Source organism: Tropicibacter alexandrii (assembly GCF_003667315.2).
In the GTDB taxonomy this organism is placed as follows: domain Bacteria; phylum Pseudomonadota; class Alphaproteobacteria; order Rhodobacterales; family Rhodobacteraceae; genus Tropicibacter; species Tropicibacter alexandrii.
In genome coordinates, this window is sequence record NZ_RCTZ02000007.1 from 78765 (window position 1) to 103581 (window position 24817).

The following is a 24817-nucleotide window of genomic DNA, read 5'->3' on the forward strand; positions in this document are numbered from 1 at the left end:
GAGTTTCGATCCGTTTCGCCGCTTGTGCAAGCGGCGATCGGGGAGGGGGCTCTGCCCCCGTCTCCCTGCGGTCGACTCCCCCGCGGTATTTTGGGCCAGAAGAAGCCCTTATGGCAGTTTGATGGTCGGCGCGGGGCCCAGCGGGAGCGGGCCGAGCAGGGTTTTGCCATTTCGGAAGGTCAGGGGAAGGTCGAGCGTGTCAGCGCGGCCCGAGAGGCTGGCGGCCATGCCGAGCGTGCTGGACAGCATGTCGGTCAGGCTGTCGGGGAGACCGGCCCGGTCGAGCGCCGCCTGCCAGTTCTCGGCGCGCAGGGTGAGGGCGCCGGAGGGGGTGCCGCTGGCGCTGATGTCGAGCAGGCCCGCAAGCGAGATGTCGATTTCGTCCACGGTATAGCTGGCATGATCGAGGTCGATCCGGGTGGGTTGCGGGCGTTGGTCGGTCAGATTGTCGAGCCGCCAGTCGGTGTCGAAGGTGATGTCCGAAAGGATTTCGACCGCGCGGGCCTGATCGGGACGCAGGGGCGAGGCCGTCGCGGCCAGAGCCTGCGCCGTCAGGGTGGTGCGGTAGGTCAGGCCCTCGGTCAGGCGCAGGTCGAAGATCGGGCGGGCGAACGAGATATCCTCACGGCCCGACAGGGTCAGTGTCTCTGCCTCGGCGATCAGGCGCAACCACTGGCCGTCGGCTGTCTCGGTCAGGCTGGCGCGGATGCCGTCGCCGCTGATTTCGAGCCTGCCTGCGCCATCCGTCAGCACCGCGCCACGTGGCAGCGCAAGGATATGGTGGCCGGGCTTGTAGGTCAGGCCGAGGCTTTGCAGGATCGGCGCTGACAGGCTGCGCCCTTCGGGATCGGTCAGGGAGAGGTCGCTCAGCGTCAGGTCCAGCCGCGAGGGGAAGCCGCGCACCTTGATCCGGGCGCTGGCCTCCCAGCCCTCGGCGCGGCGGGCATCGAGCCAGTCGGCGACGGCGCCGCGCAGGCTGTAGGCCTCGTAGGCCCAAAGGCCGCTCCACCCGAGGGCGGCGGCGAGGATGATGGCGATCAGGCGTTTCATATGCGGCCCCCTTTAACCCGGCTCGAGACTGGTGTTTACAGGCGGCAGGGAACAAGGACCAGAACGATGACGCTTTGGGTATTCGGATATGCCTCGCTGCTGTGGAACCCCGGTTTTCCGGTGGTCGAGCGCGCGCATGCGCGGCTGGAAGGCTATGCGCGGTCCTTCTGCATGTATTCCATCCACCATCGTGGCACCGAAGAGCAGCCGGGCCTCGTGCTGGCGCTGGACGCGCAGGAGGGCGCGTGTTGCGAGGGCGTCGCGCTGCGCGCCGAGCCGGGGACCGAGGAGGCGACGCTGGCCTATCTGCGCGAGCGCGAGCTGATCTCCAGCGCCTATTACGAGGCGATGGTCGAATTGCATCTGGACGACAACCGCAAGGTCGAGGCCGTGGCCTATATCATCGACCCCCATCACGTGCAGTATTGCCACCTGCCGCTCGAAGAGCAGGCCCGCCTGATCGCGCGCGCGCACGGCGGGCGGGGGCCGAACACGGAATACCTTTACAATACCGCCGAACATCTGGCCGAAATCGGCATTCCCGACCCGGATTTGGACTGGCTGTGCCGACAGGTGCGCGCCCTGACCGCCGATTGAGCGCGCGAGGGCAACATTTCCGTGCGTTCTGGCGGGATTGTGGATAAATCCTTGGTGTTTTCCGGCGTAAACCCTTACCTATGGGGCAAGAATGCATAAACGTCAGGTGTCCATGAGACAGGCCGACTTCGAGGCAGAGCCGCATTTCAGCCAACCCGTCCGTCAGGTGATACTGATGCTGGCGGTCATCGCCTTGTCGGTCATGGGGGCGATCCTTGCGGCCCCCAGCGTGTTGCCGGTCTTTGAAAGTAACCCCTATCTGAACGGCTTCATCGGGGTCGTGTTCGTCATCGGCGTGCTGGCCTGTTTCTGGCAGGTGGCGCAGCTGATCACCTCGGTCCGCTGGATCGAGCGGTTCACCGCGCGCGGCGATCAGGGGGTGCGGGCCACCGCACCGCAATTGCTGGCGCCCTTGGCGGCGCTGCTGAAACGCCATGACCGGCGGATGCAGATCAACACCACCTCGACCCGGTCGATTCTGGACTCGGTCGCGACCCGCATCGACGAGGCGCGCGAGATCACGCGCTATATCGTTTCGCTGCTGATTTTCCTTGGCCTGCTGGGCACGTTCTACGGGCTGGCCACAACCGTGCCCGCGCTGGTCGACACGATCCGCAGCCTTGCCCCGCAGGATGGCGAAAGCGGCGTTCAGGTCTTTGGCCGCCTGATGACCGGGCTGGAAGCGCAACTGGGTGGCATGGGCGTGGCCTTTGCCTCCTCGCTGCTGGGGCTGGCCTGCTCGTTGGTCGTGGGGCTGCTGGAACTTTTCGCAGGCCACGGGCAGAACCGGTTCTATCGCGAGCTTGAGGAATGGCTGTCCTCGATCACCAAGATCGGCTTTTCGTCCGATGGCGAGGGGCCCGATCTGGGCGCGGCGGGCGTGGTGCTGGACCGCATGGCCGAGCAGATGGAGCGCCTGCAATTTATGTTCGCCGAGGGCGAGCAGGGCCGATCCGAGGTCGACAACCGCCTCGGCCAACTGGCCGACAGCATCGAACGGCTGACCGAACGGATCGAGGCGACCTCGCCCTCGGCCACCTCGCTGGCGCGCATCGCCGAAGGTCAGGAACAGCTGGCACAGGCCATTCGCGAAAAGGAATCGCAGGAGGGCCTCGATGCCGAAAGCCGGATGCGCCTGCGCTCCATCGACGTGCAGATGCTGCGGATACTCGAAGAACTCAGCGCCGGGCGGCAGGAAAGCATGGCCGAGTTGCGCACCGATCTTCACGCGCTGGGGCGCGCTTTGGGCGCCAAGCGCGGGCAGGGCTAGGCCATGTCCCTGTCCAGACGCACAGGCGCGCGCTTTCAGGCCAATATCTGGCCGGGTTTCGTCGATGCGATGACCGGCCTTTTGCTGGTGCTGACCTTTGTCCTGTCGATCTTCATGGTGATCCAGTTCGTGCTGAACGAAACGATCACCGGGCAGGAAACCGAACTCGACCAACTGTCGGGCGAGATCGCCGCGCTGGCGCAGGCGCTGGGCGTGCAGGAACGCCGCAACACCGAATTGTCGGGCCAGTTGGGGGCGCTGGAAAGCACGCTGAACGACCGCGACTCGCAATTGGCCGAACAGCAATCCTTGATCGACTCGCTGACCACGCAGCGGGATCGGCAGGCTGCCGAATTGGAACAGGCCGCCGGGCGCATCGCTTCGTTCGAGGAGCAGGTGGCCGGGCTTCTGGCGGAACGGGACGCGGCGCTGGGCGATGTCGCCACGCTGGAAGGCATCCGGGACGAGTTGACCAGCGAACGCGACGCGCTGAACACCGCCCTCGCGCAGGCCCGCACCGAGATGGACGCCGCCGCCGAGGAAGCCCGCCTCGCCGCCGCCCGCCGCGAGGCGCTGGAGGCGATGGTGGCCGACCTGCGCTCCTCCGCCGAGGATCGCGAGGCGCAGTTGGGTGCGTTGCAGGGGCAGGTCGCCGACCTGCAACAGGCGTTGAGCGAAGAGGAACAGCAGCGCCTGACCGAGGCTGCCGCAGCGCAGGCCTTGCGCGCGCGGCTGGAGGATGCCGACGCGGAACTGACCGCCATGACTATGGCGTTGGAGGCCGAGCGCAAAAAGGCCGAGGAAACGCTGACCCTGCTCGCCGCCGCGCGCACCGCCGAGGATGACCTGAACGCGCAGCTGGCCGCGGCGCTTCTGGCCCAAGCCGAGGCCAATGAACGCGCGGCGTCGGCGATGGCTGCCGGAGAGGCCGAGGCGCAGGACCTTCAGGCGCGCATCGATGGGCTTCAGGCGGATGTGGCGCGGCTTGAGGCCACCTTGGCCGATGCCCGGACCGAGGGCGCGCAGACCGATGAGCGGCTCTCGGCGCTGCGCGACGATCTGGCCGCCGAACGGCAGGCCCGCCAAGCCGCCGAAGCCGAGCGCGACGCGGCGCAGACCGCCCGCGACGAAAGCGTCCGGGCCTTGGCAGAGGCACGTGCCGGGGCCGATGCCCAAGCGACGCAACTCTCTGATTTGTCGGCTAAACTCGCCAACGCACTGGCCCGCCTCACCGAGGCGGAGGCGCTGCGCACCGAACTCGAAGTCTTGCAGGAACGCAACGCGGCGCTGGTCTCGGACCTGTCGGCTGCGCGGGGCGCGGCACAGGACGGGGCCGCGGCGCTGAGCGCGCTGCGATCCGAACGCGACCGGCTCGATTCCGATCTCGCCACCGCGCGCGAAGAGGTCCGCACCGCGCAAGCCGCCCTTGACGAGGCGCGGGCCGAGGCCTCTGGCCTGTCCGCGCGGCTGGATGCGGCCCGCAATCGAGGCGACACGCAGCAGGGTCGCGTCGAGGAGCTTGAAGGGCAGGCGGCGCAGTTGCAATCGCAGATCGACGCTGCCGAGGCCCGGTCCGAAGAACGCATCGCGCGCATTCAGGCGCTGGTCACCGAGAACGCTGCGCTGTCGTCCGAACTGGCGCGGCTGGCCGAGGATACCGAGGCGCGCTCCGAGTTGGAGGCGCTGCGCAGCCGCGCGGTGCGCATGTCGTCCGAACTGGAAATCGCCCGGTCCCGCTTGGACAGCAGCGAACGCATCATCGCCGACCTGCGGCAGGCCTTGGCCGAAGCCGAGGCACGCGCGGCGGCGCAGGTCGAAAGCACGCAATCGCTTGAGGAACGGCTGGCGGCGGCGCTCGCGGCGCGCATGTCGGTCGAGGCCACGGTCGAGGAAACGCGTGAACGCCTGACGGCCGCGCTGGCGGCGCAAAAGGCGGCAGAGCAGCAACTGGACAGCCGTCTGTCCGAGGCCGAGGAACGGCAGGCCCTGCTGGCCGAGGCCCGGGACCGGCTGGCGCAATCGCAAGAGCGCACCAGCACGGCGGAAAAACAGGCCGAGTTGCTGAACCAGCAGGTGGCGCAATTGCGCAACCAACTGGGGGTCCTACAGGCGCTTCTGGACGACGCAAAGGCGCGGGATGCGGCGGCGCAGGTGCAGTTGCAGAACCTTGGCGCCGAGTTGAATCAGGCGATTGCGCGGGTTGCGCAAGAGGAACGCCGCCGCCGCCAGCTGGAAGAAGAGCGCGCGGCGCGTCTCGAAGAAGAGAAGAAGCGGCTGGAGGCGGAGAAGCTGGACCTCGAAAAATACAGGTCCGATTTCTTTGGCCGGTTGCGTGACGTGGTTGGTGCCCGCGAGGGGATTCGCATCGAGGGCGACCGCTTCGTCTTCTCGTCTGAGGTGCTGTTCGATGCGGGCGAGGCCGAATTGTCGCCGTTGGGGCAGCGTGAAATCTCGAAGGTTGCGAACATCCTGCGGGACATCTCGCAACAGATCCCGGAGGGTGTCGACTGGATCATCCGTGTCGACGGTCATACGGATAACGTGCCGGTCCGTCCCGGGGCCCAGTTTGCCGACAACTGGGAGCTGAGTCAGGCGCGGGCTTTGTCGGTTGTTCGGGAAATGATCGACCGCTACGGCATTCCGCCGACCCGTCTTTCGGCCAATGGCTTTGGCGAATGGCAACCGCTGGCCGAGGGCAATTCGGCCGAAGCGCGCGCGCAGAATCGCCGGATCGAGTTGAAACTGACCGAGCGGTGATCTTGGGCGCGGCCTGTGTCGTTAGGCTTCAGGGCAGCCCCGACGCCCCGTCATCGTGATACGGTGACATGGGCAAAGCGATGGGCAATGACCTTGCCCTGCCGCGTCAACAGCGCCTCACCCAGATAGGTGCCGGTCGGCCAGCCCTCGGGCGGGGCCTTCTTGCCGAAGGCCCGCATGGTCGCCACTTGCGGCGCCTTCAGGACGATCTTGTGTTCGAAGACCGCGCCTTGCGGCCCCTGCGCCGAAAGGGTCAATAGGTCGCCATGCTCGGCATGTCCGGCATAGGCGTAGACCACGAGCGGCGCATCCTTGCGGGCCTCGTCCAGCCGCGCAGCCCCGCTGCGCACATCGTCGAAGCTGGGGACATGGTCGGCGAAACCGGCGGTGATCAGGCCGGTTTTCGTATACGGGGGCGGGTCGGTGAACAGGGTTTCGCCCGGTTCGCCACAGCTGTCCTGCGCCTCTGGCCGAAACGGATCGACCAGCGCGCCGTCCTTGTAGACGGTGATATGCACATGCGGGTGGTTGGTCTGGCCCGACAGGCCGACTTGGCCAAGTACGTCGCCACGCGCAACCGGATCGCCGGGCTCGACCACCACCGAGTCCCGTTTCATGTGGCAATACATCACCTGCCAGCCATCACCATGGTCGATCAGGGCGGCGTTGCCGCAGGCGTTTTCCGAGGTCACACCGCGCATCAACCGGTCATCCGGCATGCCGTCGCGGGTCCGCAGAACGGTGCCGGGCGCCGCGGCCAGAACGTCTACGCCACGCGCCATCGCGTCGAAGGAGAGCAGCGCGAAATCGGTGCCGCGGTGGCCGTCGCGGCTGTTGATCCCGCAGGCAAAGTCGCGTTGCGCACCCTGCGCCGGGTCCTGATCGACGTAATCCTCGATGAAGCAGGTCTGCCCGATCTCGCAATCCAGCGGCAGGGACAAACGAAAATCCTCCGCCCCGGCAGGCAGGGCGGAGGACAATATCAGTAAGGCCGAAAGGCGCATCACTCGGCGGTCAGCAGCGGCGGCTTCTTCGAGGACAGGCGCGCGGTTTCGGGCCCGTCGAGTTTCAGCACCAGTTCGCCATCCTTGACCGAGACCTTGACGACGCCACCCTTCGCCAGCTTGCCAAAGAGCAACTCCTCGGCCAGCGGCTTCTTGATGTATTCCTGGATCACGCGGCCCAAGGGGCGCGCGCCCATCTTGTCGTCATAGCCCTTGTCGGCCAGCCATTCGGCGGCGGGCTTGGTCAGCTCGATGGTCACGTTGCGATCCATCAGCTGCGCCTCGAGTTGCAGCACGAACTTCTCGACCACGGCAAGGATCGTGTCCTTGGGCAGCGGCGCGAAGGAAATCACCGCGTCCAGACGGTTGCGGAATTCCGGAGTGAACGTGCGTTCGATCGCGGCGGTATCCTCGCCCTCGCGGCGGTCGCGGCCAAAGCCGATCGCGGCCTTTGCCTGTTCCGCAGCGCCCGCGTTGGAGGTCATGATCAGGATCACGTTGCGGAAGTCCACCGAGCGCCCGTTATGGTCGGTCAGCGTGCCGTGATCCATGACCTGCAGCAGGATGTTGAACACATCCGGATGCGCCTTTTCGATCTCGTCGAGCAGCAGCACACAGTGCGGATGCTGGTCCACGCCATCGGTCAACTGGCCACCTTGGTCGAAGCCCACATAGCCCGGAGGTGCGCCGATCAGGCGGCTCACCGCGTGCTTCTCCATGTATTCGGACATGTCGAAGCGCAGCAGTTCCACGCCCAGCGTGCTGGCCAATTGCTTGGCCACCTCGGTCTTGCCGACGCCGGTCGGACCCGCGAACAGGTAGTTGCCGATGGGCTTTTCCGGCTCGCGCAGGCCGGCACGGGCCAGCTTGATCGCGCTCGACAGCGCCGTGATCGCCGCGTCCTGACCAAAGACCACACGCTTGAGCGTTGCCTCCAGATCCTTCAGCACCTCTGCATCGTCCTTGCTGACGCTCTTCGGCGGGATGCGGGCAATCTTGGCCACGACGGCCTCGATTTCCTTTTGGCCGATGGATTTGCGCCGCTTGGAGGCAGCCACCAGATGCTGCGCCGCGCCCGCCTCGTCGATGACGTCGATGGCCTTGTCCGGCAGTTTGCGGTCGTTGATGTAGCGCGCCGACAGTTCCACCGCCGATTTGATCGCATCGCCAGTGTATTTGACGCTGTGATGCTCCTCGAAATAGGGCTTGAGACCCTTGAGGATCTTCACGGTGTCCTCGACGGACGGCTCGTTCACGTCGATCTTCTGGAAGCGACGGGACAGGGCGCGGTCCTTTTCGAAGTGCTGGCGGAACTCCTTGTAGGTGGTCGAGCCCATGGTGCGCAGCTTACCCCCCTGAAGCGCGGGCTTCAGCAGGTTCGACGCATCCATCGCGCCACCCGAGGTGGCACCGGCACCGATCACGGTGTGGATTTCGTCGATGAAGAGCACCGCGTCGGGGTGGTCCTCAAGCTCGTTGACCACCGCCTTCAGGCGTTCCTCGAAGTCGCCGCGATAGCGGGTGCCGGCCAGCAGCGCGCCCATGTCGAGCGAATAGATCGTCGCCTTGGACAGCACCTCGGGCACCTCGCCCGAGACGATCTTGCGCGCGAGACCCTCGGCAATCGCGGTCTTGCCGACGCCCGGATCGCCCACCAGCAGCGGGTTGTTCTTGCGGCGGCGGCACAGCACCTGAATGCAGCGCTCGACCTCGTGGTCGCGGCCGATCAGCGGGTCGATATCGCCCTCCTGCGCCTTGGCGTTCAGGTCGACGCAATACTTGCCAAGCGCGGATTCCTTGTCGGATCCGGCCGCTTGCGTGGTTTCCGCCTGACTGGTCTCTTCCTCGGCCTCGGTGGCGCCCTGCACGGGGCGGGCCTCGCCATAGGCGGGGTTCTTGGCCACGCCATGGGCGATGAAATTCACCGCGTCATAGCGCGTCATGTCCTGCTCTTGCAGGAAATAGGCGGCATTCGATTCACGTTCGGCGAAGATCGCGACGAGAACGTTGGCGCCGGTGACTTCGGTGCGGCCCGACGATTGCACATGGATCGCGGCGCGCTGGATCACGCGCTGGAAGGCCGCCGTAGGGACGGCTTCGGACCCTTCGATATCGGTCACGAGGTTGGACAGGTCCTCGTCGATGAACTCGACCAGCGTGGTGCGAAGGTCCTCGGTGTCGACCGAGCACGCCTTCATCACGCGGACGGCGTCCGGCTCGTCGATCAGCGCCAGAAGCAGATGTTCCAGCGTTGCGAATTCATGGCTGCGCGAATTGGCGAGCGCCAGCGCTGCGTGGATTGCCTGCTCTAGGGTGTTCGAGAATGAAGGCACTTGGGGTGCTCCTCTTGTTTGCGCCGGGTTGCCCCCAGCATGGCCTCTTAGAGTTAAAGTTTGGTCGATTAGGTCCGCTCTTCAAGTTTTTTCTGTGGCGGACATCATCACATTCCACGGCAGACCTGTAATTTGACGCAAACTTGCTCAGAACCGATCCTTTCGGGCGCGGATCTCGGTGAAGACCTCGACGTCCGGTGCACCAGACATCCCGAGCGCCTGTTTCACGCCGGGGTCGGAAGCACGAAGGAAGGGGTTTGTGGCCAGTTCGAGCGAGAGCGGCACCTGTGCCGTTGGCTCCCCCCGATCGTTGGCGGTTGCGATGTCCTGTGCACGAGATTTAAGCGTGGAATTCTCCGGTTCAATAGTCAAGGCGAAACGGGCATTCGACGCGGTGTATTCATGGCCCGAATAGACCATGGTGTCGGGCGGCAGGGCGGCCAGTTTCGACAGGCTGTCCCACATCATTTCGGGGCTGCCCTCGAACAGGCGGCCACATCCCAGGCTCATCAGGCTGTCGGCGGTAAAGACCGCCTTGGCGTTCGGGTAGTGGTAGGCGACATGGCCCAGCGTGTGGCCGGGGACGCTGATGATCTGCATGAAGCCGTCGCCGGTGCCGCCGGACATGCCGTCAGGCAGGGCGGCGTCGAGCGGTGGCAACTTGTCCTTTTCCGCCTCCGGACCCATGACCATGCAGCCATATTTCGCCTTCAACTCGGCCACACCGCCCACGTGATCGTGATGGTGATGCGTGATCATGATGACATCCAGCCCCCAGCCGCGGGCTTCCAACGCGTCGATGATGGGCGCGGCCTCGGGGGCGTCGATCAGGGCGACACCGTCGGGGCCGTTCACTAGGTAGGCGTAGTTGTCCGAGAGGCAGGGGATGGTGACGATTTCCAGGGCCATGGTCTTTCCTTGCGCGCTTTGACATGTTCGGGTCAGAGTGACGCATCACAGACGGGGCCGCAATGCATCTGGACGTCAAGGACCTGCGCGATTTCTATTATCGCAGCGCATTGGGGCGGGCGGCCCAGAAGATCGTGCGGACGCAGGTCACGCGGTTCTGGCCGGTCGCGGACGTGGCGCGGCAAAGCATGGCGGGGTTCGGCTTTGCCCAGCCTCTGCTGCGGCCGTACCTCGCGGATGCGCGGCGGGTGATCGGGCTCATGCCCGGCCCGCAGGGGGTGATGCCCTGGCCGCCGGGAATGCCGAATGTGAGCGTGCTGTGTGACGAGACGCTCTGGCCGTTGGAGACCGGGCATGTGGACCGGCTGATCATGATGCACGGGCTGGAAGTGTCGGAACGGCCCTCCGAGGTACTGGACGAGGCCTACCGGGTGCTGGGGCCGGGCGGGCAGGCGCTGTTCATCGTGCCCAACCGGACGGGGTTGTGGGCGCGGGCGGAATGGACACCGTTCGGCTATGGGCGGCCCTATTCGATGGGGCAGCTGGAGGCGCAGTTGAAGCGGCACGACTTCGTGCCGGAGGCGCATGTCTCGGTGCTGTATCAGCCGCCCTCGTCGCGGCGGTTCTGGATGAAGACCGGCCCGTTCTGGGAACGGATGGGGCGGGCGATCCCGGCGGTGATGGCCGGGGGCGTGATGATGGTGGTGGCGACGAAGCGGCATCCGCCGTCGCGGCGCGGGGTCGGAGAGACGGCGCGGGTGCTGAACCCGCTCGATGTGCTGGCGCCGAAACCGGGCAAGGTCGCGGGGCAGACCCGGCAGGGCATGACCTGACGGTGCGGCTGCGCCGCACAGGTGGGTTTGCGTTCGGGCCACGCAGGCCCTGGGGGGTGCCCCCCAGACCCCCAGACGGCACGGTCGGGCACCCGTCAGGCGCGCCGATCGGGGGCGGGAATCGTCGCTTTGAGGTGAAAAATCGCCCTTTTCCCGCAACTTGTTTAGGCACTTATGGTCGCAGGTGGCTCAAACCCCTGTAAAACATGGGTTTAGCGCAACCGTTAAAAACTCCCTAACATGTTGCCCCAACGGTGAGGCTCTGCTACATCCGCCGCGATTTACATGCCTTGAGGCAAATCAAGGTGCAAACGCCTCCGATCGCCGGCCCGTCGGGCCGCGCGGTGCGGGGGTATAATATCGGAAGGGTGGACGTGTCTGAATCAGCCTCAGTTTCCTCCGGCATCGCCGAGCGCTATGCCACCGCCGTCTTCGAGATCGTGAAGGAAAACAAAAACCTTCCCAAGCTCGAAGCCAATCTGGACGATCTGTCCGCAGCCCTCAAAGACAGCGCCGATCTTCGCGACCTGTTGGCCAGCCCGGTCTACACCCGCGAAGCACAGGGTGCAGCGATCTCGGCCATTGCCAAGAAGATGGGCCTGATCCCCGCCCTGCAGAACGCGCTGGCGCTGATGGCGTCGAAACGCCGCCTGTTCGTGGTGCCGCACATGGTCACGCGCCTGCGCGAGATGATCGCCACCGAGAAGGGCGAAGTGACCGCCGAGGTGACGTCTGCCACCGCGCTGACCGACGCTCAGACCAAATCCCTCGCCGAGACGCTGAAGAAGCAGGTCGGCAAGGACGTCAAGATCAATGCCACCGTCGATGAAAAACTCATCGGCGGTCTCGTCGTCAAGGTGGGCTCGAAGATGATCGACACGTCGATCCGCTCCAAGCTCAACTCCCTCCAGAATGCAATGAAAGAGGTCGGATAAATGGGTATCCAAGCAGCAGAGATTTCTGCGATCCTGAAGGACCAGATCAAGAACTTCGGGCAGGAAGCCGAAGTTGCCGAGGTCGGTCGCGTGCTTTCCGTCGGTGACGGTATCGCCCGTGTCTATGGCCTCGACAACATTCAGGCCGGTGAAATGGTCGAGTTCCCGGGTGGCATCATGGGCATGGCCCTGAACCTGGAAACCGACAACGTCGGTATCGTGATCTTTGGTTCCGACCGGGACATCAAGGAAGGCGACACCGTCAAGCGCACCAACTCCATCGTGGACGTGCCCGCCGGTGAAGCCATGCTGGGCCGCGTTGTCGACGGTCTGGGCAACCCGCTGGACGGCAAGGGCCCCATCGAGGCCACCGAGCGCCGCGTGGCCGACGTCAAGGCACCGGGCATCATCCCCCGTAAATCCGTGCACGAGCCGATGGCAACCGGCCTGAAAGCCGTGGACGCCATGATCCCGATCGGCCGTGGCCAGCGCGAGCTGATCATTGGCGACCGTCAGACCGGCAAGACCGCCGTGGCGCTCGACGCGATCCTCAACCAGAAGACCTACAACGACGCGGCCAAGTCGGACAACGAGAAGCTGTATTGCATCTACGTCGCCGTCGGCCAGAAGCGCTCGACCGTGGCACAGCTGGTGAAGAAGCTCGAAGAGACCGGCGCCATCGAATACACCATCGTCGTCGCTGCGACCGCGTCCGACCCGGCGCCGATGCAGTTCTTGGCCCCGTACTCGGCCACCGCGATGGCGGAATACTTCCGCGACAACGGCAAGCACGCGCTGATCATCTACGATGACCTGTCCAAGCAGGCCGTGTCCTATCGCCAGATGTCCCTGCTGCTGCGCCGCCCGCCGGGCCGCGAAGCTTACCCTGGCGACGTTTTCTACCTTCACTCGCGCCTGCTGGAGCGCTCGGCAAAGCTGAACGAGGACAACGGCTCCGGTTCGCTGACCGCACTGCCGATCATCGAAACCCAAGGCGGCGACGTGTCGGCATTTATCCCGACCAACGTGATCTCGATCACCGACGGCCAGATCTTCCTTGAGACCGAACTGTTCTATCAGGGCATCCGCCCCGCCGTGAACACCGGTCTGTCGGTTTCGCGCGTGGGCTCCTCGGCCCAAACCAACGCGATGAAGTCGGTTGCAGGCCCGATCAAACTGTCGCTGGCCCAGTACCGCGAAATGGCGGCCTTCGCCCAGTTCGGTTCCGACCTCGACGCCGCGACCCAGCAGCTGCTGAACCGCGGTGCGCGTCTGACCGAGCTGATGAAGCAGCCGCAGTATTCGCCGCTGACCAACGCCGAGATCGTCATCGTGATCTGCGCGGGCACCATGGGCTACCTCGACAAGGTCGCCGTGTCCGATATCGGTCGCTTCGAGGCTGGCCTGCTGTCCCACGTCCGTGGCAAGCATCAGGACCTGCTGGACTGGATCACCAACGAAGATCCCAAGATCAAGGGTGATGCAGAAGACAAGATCAAGGCGGTTCTGAACGAATTTTCCGCAGACTTCAGCTAAGGGGATCGGATAGATGCCCAACCTGAAGGATCTTAAAAACCGGATCGCGAGCGTCAAATCGACCCGCAAGATCACCAAGGCCATGCAGATGGTCGCGGCCGCAAAACTGCGTCGCGCCCAGGAAGCGGCCGAGGCGTCCCGTCCTTACACGGAACGCTTCAATGCGGTGATGGCGTCGTTGGCCGCGTCGGTCGGAGACAGTGACAGCGCGCCCCGGCTTCTGGCCGGGACGGGCAAGGATGACGTGCATCTGCTGGTCGTGATGACCGCAGAGCGCGGCCTCTGCGGTGGCTTCAACACCAACATCGTCAAGCTGGCCAAGGCGCGGATCGCCGAACTTCAAGCCAAGGGCAAGACCGTCAAGGTCCTGACCGTCGGCAAGAAGGGCCGCGAACAGCTGAAGCGCGACTATGCTTCGCTGTCCGTCGGTCACGTCGATCTGTCCGAGGTCAAGCGCATCGGTTACGGCAACGCTCAGGACATCGCGCGCGATGTGCTGGCGCGGTTCGACAATGGCGAGTTCGACGTGGCGACGATTTTCTACGCCAAGTTCAACTCGGTCATCAGCCAGGACCCGACCGCCACCCAGATCATTCCGGCCTCTTACGAGGCGGAAGAGGGGGCCGAGGCGTCGACGCTGTACGACTACGAGCCGGATGAAGAAGCCATCCTCGCCGACCTGCTGCCCCGTGGGGTGGCCACGCAGATCTTTGCGGCTCTGCTGGAAAACGGTGCCTCGGAACAGGGCGCCCGGATGTCGGCAATGGACAACGCGACGCGCAACGCCGGTGAGATGATCGACAAGCTCACCATCGAATACAACCGCTCGCGTCAGGCCGTCATCACGAACGAACTGATCGAAATCATCTCGGGCGCCGAGGCGCTCTAAAGAACCCGGAGACGAAACATGGCAAACGCACAAGGCAAGATCACCCAGGTGATTGGCGCCGTGGTCGACGTGCAGTTCGACGACCACCTGCCTGAAATTCTGAACGCGCTGAACACCGACAACAACGGCAAGAAGCTGGTGTTGGAAGTGTCGCAGCACCTCGGCGAAAACACCGTTCGCTGCATCGCGATGGACGCGACCGAAGGTCTGGTGCGCGGTCAGCGCGTCGAGGACACCGGCGCACCGATCTCGGTGCCGGTTGGCAACGCAACGCTGGGCCGCATCCTGAACGTCATCGGCGAGCCGGTGGACGAAGGCGCGCCGATCAACGCGTCCGAGTATCGTCCGATCCACGCCGAAGCCCCGGCCTTCCAGGAGCAGTCGACGGAATCGGAAATCCTCGTGACAGGCATCAAGGTCATCGACCTGCTGGCCCCCTACGCCAAAGGCGGCAAGATCGGCCTGTTCGGCGGCGCCGGCGTGGGCAAGACCGTTCTCATCATGGAACTGATCAACAACATCGCAAAGGTGCACTCGGGCTACTCCGTGTTCGCCGGTGTTGGCGAGCGGACCCGTGAAGGCAACGACCTGTATCACGAGATGATCGAATCCAACGTCATCAAGCCCGACAACCTCGAAGAATCGCAGGTGGCGCTTGTGTACGGCCAGATGAACGAGCCTCCGGGTGCGCGTGCCCGTGTTGCGCTGACCGGCCTGACCCTGGCCGAGCAGTTCCGCGACCAGTCCGGCACCGACGTTCTGTTCTTCGTCGACAACATCTTCCGCTTCACGCAGGCCGGTTCCGAGGTGTCCGCACTTCTGGGTCGTATCCCCTCCGCTGTGGGCTACCAGCCGACGCTGGCCACCGACATGGGCGCGATGCAGGAACGCATCACCTCGACCAAGAACGGCTCGATCACCTCGATTCAGGCCGTGTACGTGCCTGCGGACGACTTGACCGACCCCGCACCGGCAACGACCTTTGCGCACCTTGACGCGACCACGGTTCTCAACCGTGCGATCTCGGAATTGGGCATCTACCCCGCTGTGGACCCGCTCGACTCCAACTCGCGTCTGATGGACCCGCAGATCGTCGGCGAAGAGCACTACAAGGTGGCCCGCGACGTGCAGGGTATCCTGCAGCGCTACAAGTCGCTTCAGGACATCATCGCCATCCTCGGGATGGACGAACTGTCCGAAGAGGACAAGCTGACCGTGGCGCGCGCCCGTAAGATCCAGCGCTTCCTGTCGCAGCCGTTCGACGTGGCGAAGGTCTTCACCGGCTCTGACGGCGTTCAGGTTCCGCTGGAAGACACCATCAAGTCGTTCAAGGCCGTTGTGGCGGGCGAATACGACCACCTGCCCGAGGGCGCCTTCTACATGGTGGGCGGCATCGACGAGGTGATCGCGAAGGCCGAAAAGCTGGCCGCTGACGCTGCCTGATCGTAACCGGGCGCCGATTTCAGGTAGGATGGGTGATCACCCATCCTACTTGGACCAAGCGCCTGAAAGGAGTTTCACATGGCAGACATGATGCAATTCGACCTGGTCTCGCCCGAGCGCAAGCTGCTCTCGGCGCAGGTTTCTTCGGTGCAGATCCCCGGTGCGGATGGCGACATGACCGCCATGCCGAGCCACGCGCCGACCATCACCACGCTGCGCCCCGGCATCCTGACGGTGGAAACCGATAAGGGCACCGAGCAATTCGTGGTCACCGGTGGCTTTGCCGAGATCGGTGAAAGCGTTTCGGTTCTGGCCGAAAAGGCCCTGCCGCGCGCGGACATGACACAGGCGACCTACGAGGCGCTGGTGAAGGAGGCTCAGGACTTCTACCACCAGACCAAGGAAGCCTTCCAGAACGAGCCGGGCCCCGTCGACGACGCGGCCAAGCTGCTTCAGGACATGGTCGCCGTCGGCAGCCATATCGGTCTGGATCCGATGCAGCCCTCTCTCTGAGGTTTGCGTCCAAAAATGCCGAAAACCCCGCCGCTTCGGTGGGGTTTTTGCGTTTTTGGCGGTTGGCGCAATCTGCATTGGTCCGCCGCCATGCTACATCAGGGGGGGATGACTGGAGACGCGAATGGAATTGACTTTGAACTGGGCGGGTATGCTGCGCGAACTGATCACGCTGATCGTGGTGATCGATCCCATCGGATCGTTGCCGGTGTTCTATTTCGCGACAGCCACGGTGCCCGCCGCGCTTCACTGGAAATTCGCATTGCGTGCCGTGCTTGTCGCCTGGGTCGTCCTGATGTTCTTTCTCGTGGCGGGGCAGCTTCTGCTCGAAGGGCTGGGCCTGCGCTTTGGCTCGTTCCAGATCGCGGGCGGCGTGATCCTGTTCCTGTTCGCGCTCAGCATGATCTTTGGCGACAGCAAGGCCGAACAGGAAATCGAAAGCGCCGGGCGCGACCATCTGGCCGGGGCGGTGTTTCCGCTGGCCATGCCGTCGATCGCCTCGCCGGGCGCGATGCTGGCTATCGTTGTCTTGACCGACAACCACCGCCATTCCATTCCCGAGCAGGTCATGACGGCCGGGCTTCTGACCGTCGTCCTGTTGCTGACCTTGGTGCTGCTGTTGCTGGCGGGCAAGCTGAAGCGCGTGCTGGGCAACACCGGTGCGGGTGTGATCAGTCGGGTGATGGGGATCATCCTCGCCACGGTTGCGGTCGATGCCGTGCTGGGAGGCCTTGACGCGGTGGGTGCCTTGAACCTGTCCGTCCAGCCGGACGGGTGATCGCAGGCAAATTGCCCGGAAATCTACCTTTCCCGTTCAAATTCGTGCCGTAATGCGGGATTATGCGGGAGAGCAGACCATAGAGGCCGTGCATGAAAAAGTATGTGGGTTCGCTGATCGGCATCGATCAGGGCAATGACGAGGTGTTCTCCGATTTCGCATCGGGCGGTGAGATGTGGACAGGCCACGGCTCGCGCGAGCGTCGCAAGAAGGTGAAATTCTCCGAACCGTTCCGCTCGATCCCCACGGTGCAAGTGGCCCTATCCCTGTGGGACATGGATCAGGGCGCCAATGTCCGCGCCGACATCACCGCAGACAAGATCACCGAAACCGGCTTTGAATTGGTCTTTCGCACATGGTCTGACACCCGGGTTGCCCGTGTGCGCATGAACTGGATGGCCATTGGCGAGGTCGCGTCCGAGGACGATTGGGAACTGTATTGATGTCCGACGCGCTGCTGCGCTTTTCCGAACGGTGGCATGGCGGGTATCATGACATCGAACGCATCCGACCGGAGTCCCTCGACATGGTCGAGGCGGAATTGTCAATCCGGCTGCCGCTGGACTACCGCCAGCAGGTGATCGAGGTCGGCCTGCCGTCCATGGGGCTGGAATTGCTGGAGGCTGTCAGTGATGCGGGCATGTTCGCGCCGCCAGATCTGAGCCAGTTCCTCAAGCCTGACGAAATCATCGAGACGACCGAGGACTGGCGCAACATCGGCCTGCCTGACACCTTGGTTGCGATTGCATCTGACTCGATGGGGAACCTGTTCTGCTTCTCAACGGGGGACATGCAGCACGCACAGCCGACCGCCCCGATCTATTTCTGGGACCACGAATTCGATGACACGAGCTTCGTCGCCAATAGCTTTTCTGCGTGGCTCGAGCGCTATCTCATCCTCTAGCCAAAGGAAAGGCGGGGCATAACCCCGCCCTAGGATCTGTTCTGCCCGGACTGACCGGGTGCCTGCGGACTGTCGGCAGGCACCCGGCCTCCCTTCAGAGAATGCCTTCGTAGATCGGCCCCAAAGTATCGGTCTCAAACAGCGACGACACGGAGGTGCCGTTCCAGATGTTCAGGATCGACTGCGCGAACATCGGCGCGGTCGGCAGGACCCGGATGTTCGGCGCCGCCGAAACAGGCCCGGTCGGCTGGATCGAATCCGTCAGCACCAAGGTCTTGAGCACCGATTTGGTGATCCGCTCGACGGCCGGACCGGACATGACCCCGTGCGAGATATAGGCGTGCACTTCGGTCGCGCCGTGTTCCATGATGACCTCGGCGGCCTTGCACAGCGTCCCGGCGGTGTCACACATGTCGTCGACGATGATGCAGCGCTTGCCGGTCACGTCCCCGATCACCGTCATCTCGGCCACTTCGCCCGCCTTTTCCCGGCGCTTGTCGACGATGGCGAGCGGAGCACCGATGCGCTTGGCCAATTCACGCGCCCGCGCCACGCCGCCCACGTCGGGCGAGATCACCAGCACATCGCTGAGGTCCTCGAACTGGTTCTGGATGTCCAGCGCGAAGATCGGCGAGGCATAGAGGTTGTCCACCGGGATATCGAAGAAGCCCTGGATCTGCGCGGCGTGCAGGTCCAGCGTCAGCACCCGCTCGATGCCAGCGGTGACCATCATATTGGCCACCAGCTTGGCGGAAATCGGGGTGCGCGCCTTGGTGCGGCGATCCTGCCGGGCATAGCCGAAATAGGGGATCACGGCAGTGATGCGCGCCGCCGACGACCGGCGCAAAGCGTCGGCCATGATGAGCAGCTCCATCAGGTTGTCATTCGCCGGGTTCGAGGTCGGCTGGATGATGAACATATCCTCGCCGCGCACGTTTTCGTAAACCTCGACAAAGATCTCCTGATCGTTGAACCGTTCGACGCGGGCATCCACCAGCCCCACGGACTTGCCACGATACAGCGACATGCGGCGGCCGATGGCCTCGGCCAGCGGGCGGTTGGCATTGCCGGCGATCAATTTGGGTTCGACGAGAGTGGGCATGGGGCAGCTCCGGGAGGATGACGGATTCGTGACGTTGCGGCTCGCTTAGCACGCGGCTAACCTCCGGGCCAGCATCACAATCCGGACGCGACAATCCGTGACCGGTCTGCCCCTATAGGACGCACCATGGCCCATATCGACTACTACTTCGCCACGCTCTCGCCGTTCACCTATTTCGCCGGAACACGGCTGGAGGAGATCGCGGCCAAGCACGACGCGACCATCGCCTACAAACCGCTCGATATCCTTGCGCTGTTTGCCCGCACCGGGGGCACGCCGCCGGGCGACCGTCACCCCAACCGCATTGCCTATCGCGCGCAGGAATTGACGCGGAACGCGAAAAAGACCGGCATGCCCTTCAACCTGCGCCCGACGCATTGGCCCACCAACATGGCCCCGTCATCCTACGCGGTAATCGCCGCCCAAGAGGCTGGCGGCGGTGATCTGGGCAAGCTGGTGCACGCGATCCTGCGGTCCTGCTGGGCTGATGACAAGGACGTGGCCGATGATGCCGTGATCGGCGATTGTCTGGAGGAAGCGGGCTTTGACCGCGGCCTGTCCTTCACCGGGATGCTCACCGGGGCCGAAATCTATCCCCGCAACCTCGAAGAAGCCATCGACCGCGGCGCATTCGGCGTGCCGACCTATGCGGTGGGCGATCAGCTGTTCTGGGGGCAGGATCGGCTTGACGATCTGGACGCGCATCTGGCAGGGACCCTCTGAACAGGAGGAGCCCCATGGATTTGCACATCACGACGCTGGGCAGCGGCCCGATCCCGGTCCTTGCCCTGCATTGCGGCCTTGGGCGCGGCTCCATGTGGAAGGGCGTGTCGAAACACGCGCCCGACCTGACGATCACCGCCCCCGATCTGCCGGGGCATGGCCGCAGCCCGGCCTTTCCCGACGGTGTCGACGTGCATGACGCGACGACCGAGGCGGTGCGCCCTCTGATGCGCGACTGGGTGCATCTGGCCGGGCACAGCTTTGGCGCGACGGTGGCGTTGCGGCTGGCGCTGGAGGTCCCGGAACAGGTCGCCTCGCTGACGCTGGTCGAGCCGGTGTTCTTTGCCGCCGCGGCCAACGCAGAGCCCAAGGCGCGGCATCGCGCCGCCGAAGAGCGCGTGTTCGCAGCCTATCAGACCGGCGACATGCTGGCTGCCGCGCGGGCGTTCAATGGGTTGTGGGGCGGCGGCGTGCCGTGGGACAGCTTCCCGCCCGAGGTGCAACAGGGCATGGCGCAGGGCATGGGCTTCATCGCGGGGACAGAGGCCAGCCTTTGGGGCGATTGCCACGGGCTGCTCGCCCCCGGCAAGCTGGAGGCGCTGACCTGCCCGATCACCTTCCTGCGCGGCGAAGACACGGTGCCGATCATCACGGATGTGCATAAGGGCCTGATGGCCCGCCTGCCACAGGCGCGCGAGGTCGTGGTGCCGTGTGCGGGCCACATGGTCACGCTGACCCATGCCAGCGCCCTCGCCGAGGCCCTCACGACCACTGTCGCGGCCCAACCCGCCTGAACCATCCCCTGCTTCTTCTGGCCTGAAATACCGCGGGGTTTGGGGCAGCGCCCCAACGGGCCGCAGGCCCGCCACGCGGGCGCAGCCCGCGCGGGTCGACGCGGTCAGGCGGCGAAAACCCCTGTGAAAACCGCTGCGCCGAGCCTCAGGATTTCTGACCGATCTTCGGCTCCGTCCCGGCCTTCAACCGGGCCAGGTTCGCCCGGTGGCGCCAATAGATCAGCGCCGTCAGGATCGTGGCCGGAATGAGAAAGGCGCTGTATCCCATGAAGAAGAACCAGACCGTGCTGGACATCGCGGCCATCAGCGCCCCCACGGATGAGATGCGCGAGACCACGGCGGCGAACAGCCAGGTTGCACAGCACAGCAGACCCACGGGCCAGGCCCAGGCCAGAACCACGCCAAGGAAGGTCGCAACCCCCTTGCCGCCCCGGAACTTCAACCAGACCGGATAGCAATGGCCGACAAAGGCCGCCAGCCCCGCAATCTGCACCGCGCCCGCGTCTTGGGTCACATAGCGCGCCAGCAGCACCGCCGCCGCGCCCTTGACCCCGTCCAGCAGCAGCGTCGCCGCCGCCGCGCCCTTGTTGCCGGTGCGCAGCACGTTGGTCGCCCCGATATTGCCCGACCCGATCTGCCGCAGATCGCCCAGCTTCAGCGCACGGGTGATGAGGATGCCAAAGGGGATCGATCCCAACAGGTAGCCGATCACGGCCCACAGGATCGCGACGGTCGGTGCGGTGTCCAGCATCTGGGGTCCTTTTCATCTGTTTGGGCTGAGGTGCACACCCGCCCCGGGCTTGAGCCCCGAGGCCTCGTGTCAGAGGTGCCCGAGGGAGAGGTCCCGGGTCAAGCCCGGGACGGTGTCACGCGGCGTAGACGCGGGTGCCCGCGACCCATGTGCCCAGCACCTTGCCCTGCAAACGGGCATTGTCGAAGGGCGTGTTCTTGGATTTCGAGCGCAGCTTGAAGCGGTCGAGGATGATCGGCTTGTCCGCGTCGAACAGCACCAGATCGGCAGGCGCGCCCGCCGCCAGACGACCGCAGGGCAGGCCCAGACGCTTTGCAGGGTTCAGGGACAGCGCGCGGAACAGGGTCGGCAGATCCAACTCGCCCGAATGATACAGGCGCAGCAGCACCGGCAGCATCGTCTCCAGCCCGACAGCGCCGGACGCCGCCTCCTCGAAGGGCAGGCGTTTGCTTTCCTCATCCTGCGGCGTGTGGAAGCTGCCAATGATGTCGATCAGCCCACTGCGCACGGCCTCGACGATTTCAAGACGGTCCTCCTCGGCGCGCAGGGGCGGTTTGACCTTGAAGAAGGTGCGGTAGTCGGCCACGTCCATCTCGTTCAGCGTCAGGTGATGCATCGAGGTGCCCGCGGTGACGTCGAACCCGTTCTTCTTGGCGCGCACCAGCGCGGGCAGGGCGCGGGCGGTGGTGATCTGGTCGGCGTGGTAGCGGACGCCGGTCATCTCGACGAGCGCGATGTCGCGGTCCAGCCCCATGCGCTCGGCCATCGCCGAGACGGCGGGCAGGCCACGCAGGCTTGCGAATTTGCCGCTGGTCGCCGCCGCGCCGCGCGACAGGCCGGGGTCTTGCGGGTGGCCGATGACCAGCGCGCCAAGGCTGCGGGCATAGGTCATGGCGCGGGACAGCACCTTGGTATCGCGGACCACGTGGTCGCAATCGGTGAAGGCGACGGCCCCCGCATCCAGCAGAAAGCCGATCTCGGTCATCTCGCGCCCCTCGCGGCCCTTGGTCAGGGCGGCCATGTGCAGGACGTTCACGGTCGCATCCTCTGCGGCGCGGCGGCGGATGAAGTCGAGCCCCTCGGGGGTGTCGATGGCGGTGGTGGTGTCGGGCCGGGTGACGATGGTGGTCACCCCCCCCGCAGCCGCCGCACGCCCGGCGGTGGCATAGGATTCCTTGTGCCGTTCGCCGGGTTCGCCGACCTTGACACCGATATCGACGATGCCGGGCGCAAGGCATTTGCCTTTGCAATCGACCACCTCGACCTGCCCGGCGTTGACCTTTGCCAACTTTTCGCCCTTCGGATCAGTGCCTTGGGTAAAGATTTCCTTGATCACGCCGCCCGAGATCAGCACGGCCCCAAGGTCGTCAGAGCCGGTTTCGGGATCGATCAGGCGGGCGTTGGAAAGCAGGGTATCGGTCATGGTGGTCCGGTCAGGTACGGGGTTTTTCCCCTCTTAGGGCAATTCAAGGAACGGGGGAACCGCTGTTCGGTGAGGTCTGGGGGCAAGGCCCTTCGAAGGGCCTTGGATCAAGCGCTTTGCAAAGCGCTTGTCACGCGTCTTCGAAGACGCGTCCCTCAAGGCGCTTCGAAGCGCCTTGCCCGCGCAGCTTCGATCGTGGCGATCGTGGCTTGCGGGTCGGGCTGGAACTTGATCAGGTACTTGTCCCCGGCCTTGGTGATGATCTGCACCGCCGAGCCGATGGCGCGCAGTTTCGCGATCTGGTCCAGCGGCACGACGCGACCGGCGGGGCCGTGCAACGCGTCGCCGACAATGTCCCATTCATGTGCCAGTTCCTCGTCCATCAAGTACCAGCCGCGCACCGCGACGGCGGCCAGTCCGCCAATCGCACCGGTCCAGACATGGGGGCTGTCGATGATCCACAGGATCAGCATGCCCGCTCCCATGGCGAGCGCGGCCATGGTGGCGTGTGTGCGCAGATACGTGGCGCGATCGGCGCGGAAAGACGTCATGTCGCGCGCCTGCTGGCCTTGGACGGGCAGCGCGGGACAAGCCAGCCCGGCCTCGAGGTGCCCCTGATCGCCGAGCCGGCCACGCGCCGCGCCGCGTGGATGCCTGAACCGTCGCGGGTGCCGCTCATCGCAGGACCATGACCATGACGGCGACCACGATCACCGCGAGGATGGCAACGATGAGTTTCAGCGTGGTCGAACTGCCTTTGCCCGGTCCGGCGGGGTTGGCCGACGACAGGCCCCGCGCGGATGTCGTCTTGATCGGGGCGCTGCGTCCGGCGGGTTTCGTTTCGGCATATGTGCCGAGGTGGCGCAGCGGCGTTTGCACGGTCAGGGTCTGGGTCGTGTTCTCGAAGGCCTGCGCGGGCAGGGCGATCACCGTGCCCTTGAGTGCATCCAACCGCGCGCGATCCCCGGCCAGCGCCGCGCTCGAAACGCCATGCGCCTGTTGAAGGTAGGTCGACAGCGGCATCCCTTCGAGGTCGCGAATGTCGATCACATCGACAAAGCCGGGGCGCAGCTTCGTGGCACCCAGCCCGTATTTCAAAGGGTATTCGCCGGTGCCCGCCATGGTGGTGTAGCGCTCGACCGCCTCGGGGGGCAGGTCCAGCAGGAACAGGCGCAGCGTATCGGTTTCCGATCCGTTGATCTGAAGGGTGGTCATGCCATGACCTCCTTGGGGTTTGCGCGCAGGTTGCGCGCCAGCAGGTCCATCGCGGCCATGCGCACGGCGACACCCATTTCCACCTGATCCTGAATGACCGAACGGTTGATGTCATCGGCGATGGTGCCGTCGATCTCGACACCCCGGTTCATGGGGCCGGGATGCATGACGATGGCGTCTTCCTTGGCGTAAGACAGCTTTTCCGCGTCCAGCCCGTAGCGGTGGTAATATTCGCGGGTCGAGGGGATGAAGCCGCCGTCCATGCGTTCCTTTTGCAGGCGCAGCATCATCACGACATCCACGTCGCGCAGCCCTTCGCGCATATCGTCATAAACCTCGACGCCGAAATGCTCGATCCCCGAGGGCACCAGCGTCGATGGCCCGACAAGGCGGATGCGGTTTTCCATCTTGTGCAGCAGCAGGATGTTGGACCGCGCCACGCGGGAATGGGCGATGTCGCCGCAAATGGCGATGTTCAGGCGGTGCAGACGGCCCTTGGCGCGGCGGATGGTCAGCGCGTCCAGCAGGGCCTGCGTGGGGTGCTCGTGCCGCCCGTCACCCGCGTTCAGCACCGCACAGTTGACCTTTTGCGCCAGCAGATCGACCGCGCCGGAATGCGGGTGACGCACGACCAGCAGGTCGGGATGCATGGCGTTCAGAGTCATAGCGGTGTCGATCAGGGTCTCGCCTTTCTTGATCGACGAGGCCTGCATCGACATGTTCATCACATCCGCGCCCAGACGCTTGCCCGCCAGTTCGAAACTGGCCTGCGTGCGGGTGGAATTTTCAAAGAACATGTTGATCTGAGTCAGACCCGACAGCGCCTGTGCGTGCTTGTCGCGGCGACGGCCCAAGGCGACGTAATCGTCGGCGAGGTCCAGCAAGGTGGTGATCTCGTCGGGGCGCAGGGGGTCTATTCCCAGAAGGTGACGTTGGTCGAAGCGCATCGGGTCCTCTTGGCAAGCCTGCCGGTCTTGTATGGTCTGCGCCGGGCTCGGGCAAGGGCGGGGCTTGGGTAGGATGGGTCTAAACCCATCCTACTGCGTTTTCCTTTCCGT

At 64.8% G+C, this 24817-nt stretch carries 24 protein-coding genes; 14 read left to right on the plus strand and 10 right to left on the minus strand.

The window, feature by feature from the left end; all coding sequences use genetic code 11:
* Positions 1-108: 108 nt before the first annotated feature.
* A complete protein-coding gene (locus D8Z78_RS10895) occupies positions 109-1050 on the minus strand; it encodes a DUF2125 domain-containing protein (RefSeq protein ID WP_121630162.1) in 942 nt (313 codons plus the stop codon).
* 66 nt (positions 1051-1116) lie between these two features.
* Here D8Z78_RS10895 and D8Z78_RS10900 point away from each other — a divergent pair, with 66 nt between their 5' ends.
* The 3 genes from D8Z78_RS10900 to D8Z78_RS10910 all read left to right on the plus strand — a co-directional run bounded on the left by D8Z78_RS10900 (position 1117) and on the right by D8Z78_RS10910 (position 5674).
* The gene (locus D8Z78_RS10900) at positions 1117-1647 is read left to right on the plus strand and encodes a gamma-glutamylcyclotransferase (RefSeq protein ID WP_121630163.1); all 531 of its coding nucleotides are present in this window, start codon (positions 1117-1119) and stop codon (positions 1645-1647) included.
* Positions 1648-1759: 112 nt separating this feature from the next.
* Positions 1760-2917, plus strand: a complete 1158-nt coding sequence (locus D8Z78_RS10905; RefSeq protein WP_121630164.1) for a biopolymer transporter ExbB — start codon at positions 1760-1762, stop codon at positions 2915-2917.
* A gap of 3 nt (positions 2918-2920) precedes the next feature.
* Positions 2921-5674: a peptidoglycan -binding protein gene (locus D8Z78_RS10910; RefSeq protein ID WP_121630165.1), complete on the plus strand. Its 2754-nt coding sequence runs from the start codon at positions 2921-2923 to the stop codon at positions 5672-5674.
* 50 nt (positions 5675-5724) lie between these two features.
* Here D8Z78_RS10910 and D8Z78_RS10915 read toward each other — a convergent pair whose 3' ends face one another.
* The 3 genes from D8Z78_RS10915 to gloB form a co-directional block, all read right to left on the minus strand.
* Positions 5725-6615 (minus strand): M23 family metallopeptidase, encoded by an 891-nt coding sequence (locus D8Z78_RS10915; protein WP_240672089.1) that lies wholly within the window; start codon positions 6613-6615, stop codon positions 5725-5727.
* 62 nt (positions 6616-6677) lie between these two features.
* Positions 6678-9011 carry an ATP-dependent Clp protease ATP-binding subunit ClpA gene (gene clpA, locus D8Z78_RS10920; protein WP_121630167.1) on the minus strand — a complete coding sequence of 778 codons (2334 nt, stop codon included), beginning with the start codon at positions 9009-9011 and terminating at the stop codon, positions 6678-6680.
* Positions 9012-9158: 147 nt separating this feature from the next.
* Positions 9159-9920, minus strand: coding sequence for a hydroxyacylglutathione hydrolase (gene gloB / locus D8Z78_RS10925; protein ID WP_121630168.1), 762 nt, complete (start codon positions 9918-9920; stop codon positions 9159-9161).
* A gap of 62 nt (positions 9921-9982) precedes the next feature.
* On the opposite strand from gloB, the gene D8Z78_RS10930 reads away from it, so the two are divergent.
* From D8Z78_RS10930 to D8Z78_RS10970, 9 genes are all read left to right on the plus strand, one after another.
* Positions 9983-10753 carry a class I SAM-dependent methyltransferase gene (locus D8Z78_RS10930; RefSeq protein ID WP_121630169.1) on the plus strand — a complete coding sequence of 257 codons (771 nt, stop codon included), beginning with the start codon at positions 9983-9985 and terminating at the stop codon, positions 10751-10753.
* A gap of 368 nt (positions 10754-11121) precedes the next feature.
* A complete protein-coding gene (locus D8Z78_RS10935; RefSeq protein WP_121630170.1) occupies positions 11122-11688 on the plus strand; it encodes a F0F1 ATP synthase subunit delta in 567 nt (188 codons plus the stop codon).
* The gene (gene atpA, locus D8Z78_RS10940) at positions 11689-13224 is read left to right on the plus strand and encodes a F0F1 ATP synthase subunit alpha (protein ID WP_121630171.1); all 1536 of its coding nucleotides are present in this window, start codon (positions 11689-11691) and stop codon (positions 13222-13224) included.
* 13 nt (positions 13225-13237) lie between these two features.
* A complete protein-coding gene (locus D8Z78_RS10945; protein ID WP_121630172.1) occupies positions 13238-14113 on the plus strand; it encodes a F0F1 ATP synthase subunit gamma in 876 nt (291 codons plus the stop codon).
* Between the two features lie 18 nt (positions 14114-14131).
* The gene (atpD, locus tag D8Z78_RS10950) at positions 14132-15556 is read left to right on the plus strand and encodes a F0F1 ATP synthase subunit beta (protein ID WP_121630173.1); all 1425 of its coding nucleotides are present in this window, start codon (positions 14132-14134) and stop codon (positions 15554-15556) included.
* Positions 15557-15634: 78 nt separating this feature from the next.
* A complete protein-coding gene (locus D8Z78_RS10955; protein WP_121630174.1) occupies positions 15635-16069 on the plus strand; it encodes a F0F1 ATP synthase subunit epsilon in 435 nt (144 codons plus the stop codon).
* A gap of 124 nt (positions 16070-16193) precedes the next feature.
* On the plus strand, positions 16194-16847 hold the full coding sequence (locus tag D8Z78_RS10960) for a MarC family protein (protein WP_164932946.1): 654 nt from the start codon (positions 16194-16196) through the stop codon (positions 16845-16847).
* A gap of 92 nt (positions 16848-16939) precedes the next feature.
* Entirely contained in the window at positions 16940-17290 is a 351-nt protein-coding gene (locus D8Z78_RS10965; protein WP_121630175.1) for an H-type lectin domain-containing protein, read from the plus strand.
* A complete protein-coding gene (locus D8Z78_RS10970; RefSeq protein WP_121630176.1) occupies positions 17290-17751 on the plus strand; it encodes an SMI1/KNR4 family protein in 462 nt (153 codons plus the stop codon). Before D8Z78_RS10965 ends, D8Z78_RS10970 begins: the two co-directional genes overlap by 1 nt.
* A gap of 94 nt (positions 17752-17845) precedes the next feature.
* Here D8Z78_RS10970 and D8Z78_RS10975 read toward each other — a convergent pair whose 3' ends face one another.
* On the minus strand, positions 17846-18853 hold the full coding sequence (locus D8Z78_RS10975) for a ribose-phosphate pyrophosphokinase (protein ID WP_121630177.1): 1008 nt from the start codon (positions 18851-18853) through the stop codon (positions 17846-17848).
* A 126-nt stretch (positions 18854-18979) separates the two neighbouring features.
* Here D8Z78_RS10975 and D8Z78_RS10980 point away from each other — a divergent pair, with 126 nt between their 5' ends.
* Both D8Z78_RS10980 and D8Z78_RS10985 read left to right on the plus strand, forming a co-directional pair.
* Complete coding sequence (locus tag D8Z78_RS10980) at positions 18980-19576, plus strand: 2-hydroxychromene-2-carboxylate isomerase (RefSeq protein WP_121630178.1); 597 nt, start codon at positions 18980-18982, stop codon at positions 19574-19576.
* A 14-nt stretch (positions 19577-19590) separates the two neighbouring features.
* Entirely contained in the window at positions 19591-20370 is a 780-nt protein-coding gene (locus tag D8Z78_RS10985) for an alpha/beta fold hydrolase (protein WP_121630179.1), read from the plus strand.
* 145 nt (positions 20371-20515) lie between these two features.
* Here the strand turns inward: D8Z78_RS10985 and plsY are convergent, their stop codons facing one another.
* From plsY to D8Z78_RS11010, 5 genes are all read right to left on the minus strand, one after another.
* The gene (gene plsY, locus D8Z78_RS10990; protein ID WP_121630180.1) at positions 20516-21121 is read right to left on the minus strand and encodes a glycerol-3-phosphate 1-O-acyltransferase PlsY; all 606 of its coding nucleotides are present in this window, start codon (positions 21119-21121) and stop codon (positions 20516-20518) included.
* A 115-nt stretch (positions 21122-21236) separates the two neighbouring features.
* The gene (pyrC, locus tag D8Z78_RS10995; protein WP_121630181.1) at positions 21237-22544 is read right to left on the minus strand and encodes a dihydroorotase; all 1308 of its coding nucleotides are present in this window, start codon (positions 22542-22544) and stop codon (positions 21237-21239) included.
* Positions 22545-22699: 155 nt separating this feature from the next.
* The gene (locus tag D8Z78_RS11000) at positions 22700-23095 is read right to left on the minus strand and encodes a hypothetical protein (protein ID WP_121630182.1); all 396 of its coding nucleotides are present in this window, start codon (positions 23093-23095) and stop codon (positions 22700-22702) included.
* A 124-nt stretch (positions 23096-23219) separates the two neighbouring features.
* Positions 23220-23759, minus strand: coding sequence for an aspartate carbamoyltransferase catalytic subunit (locus D8Z78_RS11005; protein ID WP_121630183.1), 540 nt, complete (start codon positions 23757-23759; stop codon positions 23220-23222).
* Positions 23756-24706, minus strand: coding sequence for an aspartate carbamoyltransferase catalytic subunit (locus D8Z78_RS11010; RefSeq protein WP_121630184.1), 951 nt, complete (start codon positions 24704-24706; stop codon positions 23756-23758). The genes D8Z78_RS11005 and D8Z78_RS11010 overlap by 4 nt, the downstream gene beginning before the upstream one ends.
* Positions 24707-24817: the final 111 nt, after the last annotated feature.

Coding starts and splice junctions, on each gene's coding strand:
- D8Z78_RS10895 (WP_121630162.1), bottom strand. CDS start 1,050: ATGAAACGCCTGATCGCCATCATCCTCGCCGCCGCCCTCGGGTGGAGC.
- D8Z78_RS10900 (WP_121630163.1), top strand. CDS start 1,117: ATGACGCTTTGGGTATTCGGATATGCCTCGCTGCTGTGGAACCCCGGT.
- D8Z78_RS10905 (WP_121630164.1), top strand. CDS start 1,760: ATGAGACAGGCCGACTTCGAGGCAGAGCCGCATTTCAGCCAACCCGTC.
- D8Z78_RS10910 (WP_121630165.1), top strand. CDS start 2,921: ATGTCCCTGTCCAGACGCACAGGCGCGCGCTTTCAGGCCAATATCTGG.
- gloB (WP_121630168.1), bottom strand. CDS start 9,920: ATGGCCCTGGAAATCGTCACCATCCCCTGCCTCTCGGACAACTACGCC.
- D8Z78_RS10930 (WP_121630169.1), top strand. CDS start 9,983: ATGCATCTGGACGTCAAGGACCTGCGCGATTTCTATTATCGCAGCGCA.
- atpA (WP_121630171.1), top strand. CDS start 11,689: ATGGGTATCCAAGCAGCAGAGATTTCTGCGATCCTGAAGGACCAGATC.
- D8Z78_RS10945 (WP_121630172.1), top strand. CDS start 13,238: ATGCCCAACCTGAAGGATCTTAAAAACCGGATCGCGAGCGTCAAATCG.
- atpD (WP_121630173.1), top strand. CDS start 14,132: ATGGCAAACGCACAAGGCAAGATCACCCAGGTGATTGGCGCCGTGGTC.
- D8Z78_RS10955 (WP_121630174.1), top strand. CDS start 15,635: ATGGCAGACATGATGCAATTCGACCTGGTCTCGCCCGAGCGCAAGCTG.
- D8Z78_RS10960 (WP_164932946.1), top strand. CDS start 16,194: ATGGAATTGACTTTGAACTGGGCGGGTATGCTGCGCGAACTGATCACG.
- D8Z78_RS10965 (WP_121630175.1), top strand. CDS start 16,940: ATGAAAAAGTATGTGGGTTCGCTGATCGGCATCGATCAGGGCAATGAC.
- D8Z78_RS10970 (WP_121630176.1), top strand. CDS start 17,290: ATGTCCGACGCGCTGCTGCGCTTTTCCGAACGGTGGCATGGCGGGTAT.
- D8Z78_RS10975 (WP_121630177.1), bottom strand. CDS start 18,853: ATGCCCACTCTCGTCGAACCCAAATTGATCGCCGGCAATGCCAACCGC.
- D8Z78_RS10980 (WP_121630178.1), top strand. CDS start 18,980: ATGGCCCATATCGACTACTACTTCGCCACGCTCTCGCCGTTCACCTAT.
- D8Z78_RS10985 (WP_121630179.1), top strand. CDS start 19,591: ATGGATTTGCACATCACGACGCTGGGCAGCGGCCCGATCCCGGTCCTT.
- plsY (WP_121630180.1), bottom strand. CDS start 21,121: ATGCTGGACACCGCACCGACCGTCGCGATCCTGTGGGCCGTGATCGGC.
- pyrC (WP_121630181.1), bottom strand. CDS start 22,544: ATGACCGATACCCTGCTTTCCAACGCCCGCCTGATCGATCCCGAAACC.
- D8Z78_RS11000 (WP_121630182.1), bottom strand. CDS start 23,095: ATGACGTCTTTCCGCGCCGATCGCGCCACGTATCTGCGCACACACGCC.
- D8Z78_RS11005 (WP_121630183.1), bottom strand. CDS start 23,759: ATGACCACCCTTCAGATCAACGGATCGGAAACCGATACGCTGCGCCTG.
- D8Z78_RS11010 (WP_121630184.1), bottom strand. CDS start 24,706: ATGCGCTTCGACCAACGTCACCTTCTGGGAATAGACCCCCTGCGCCCC.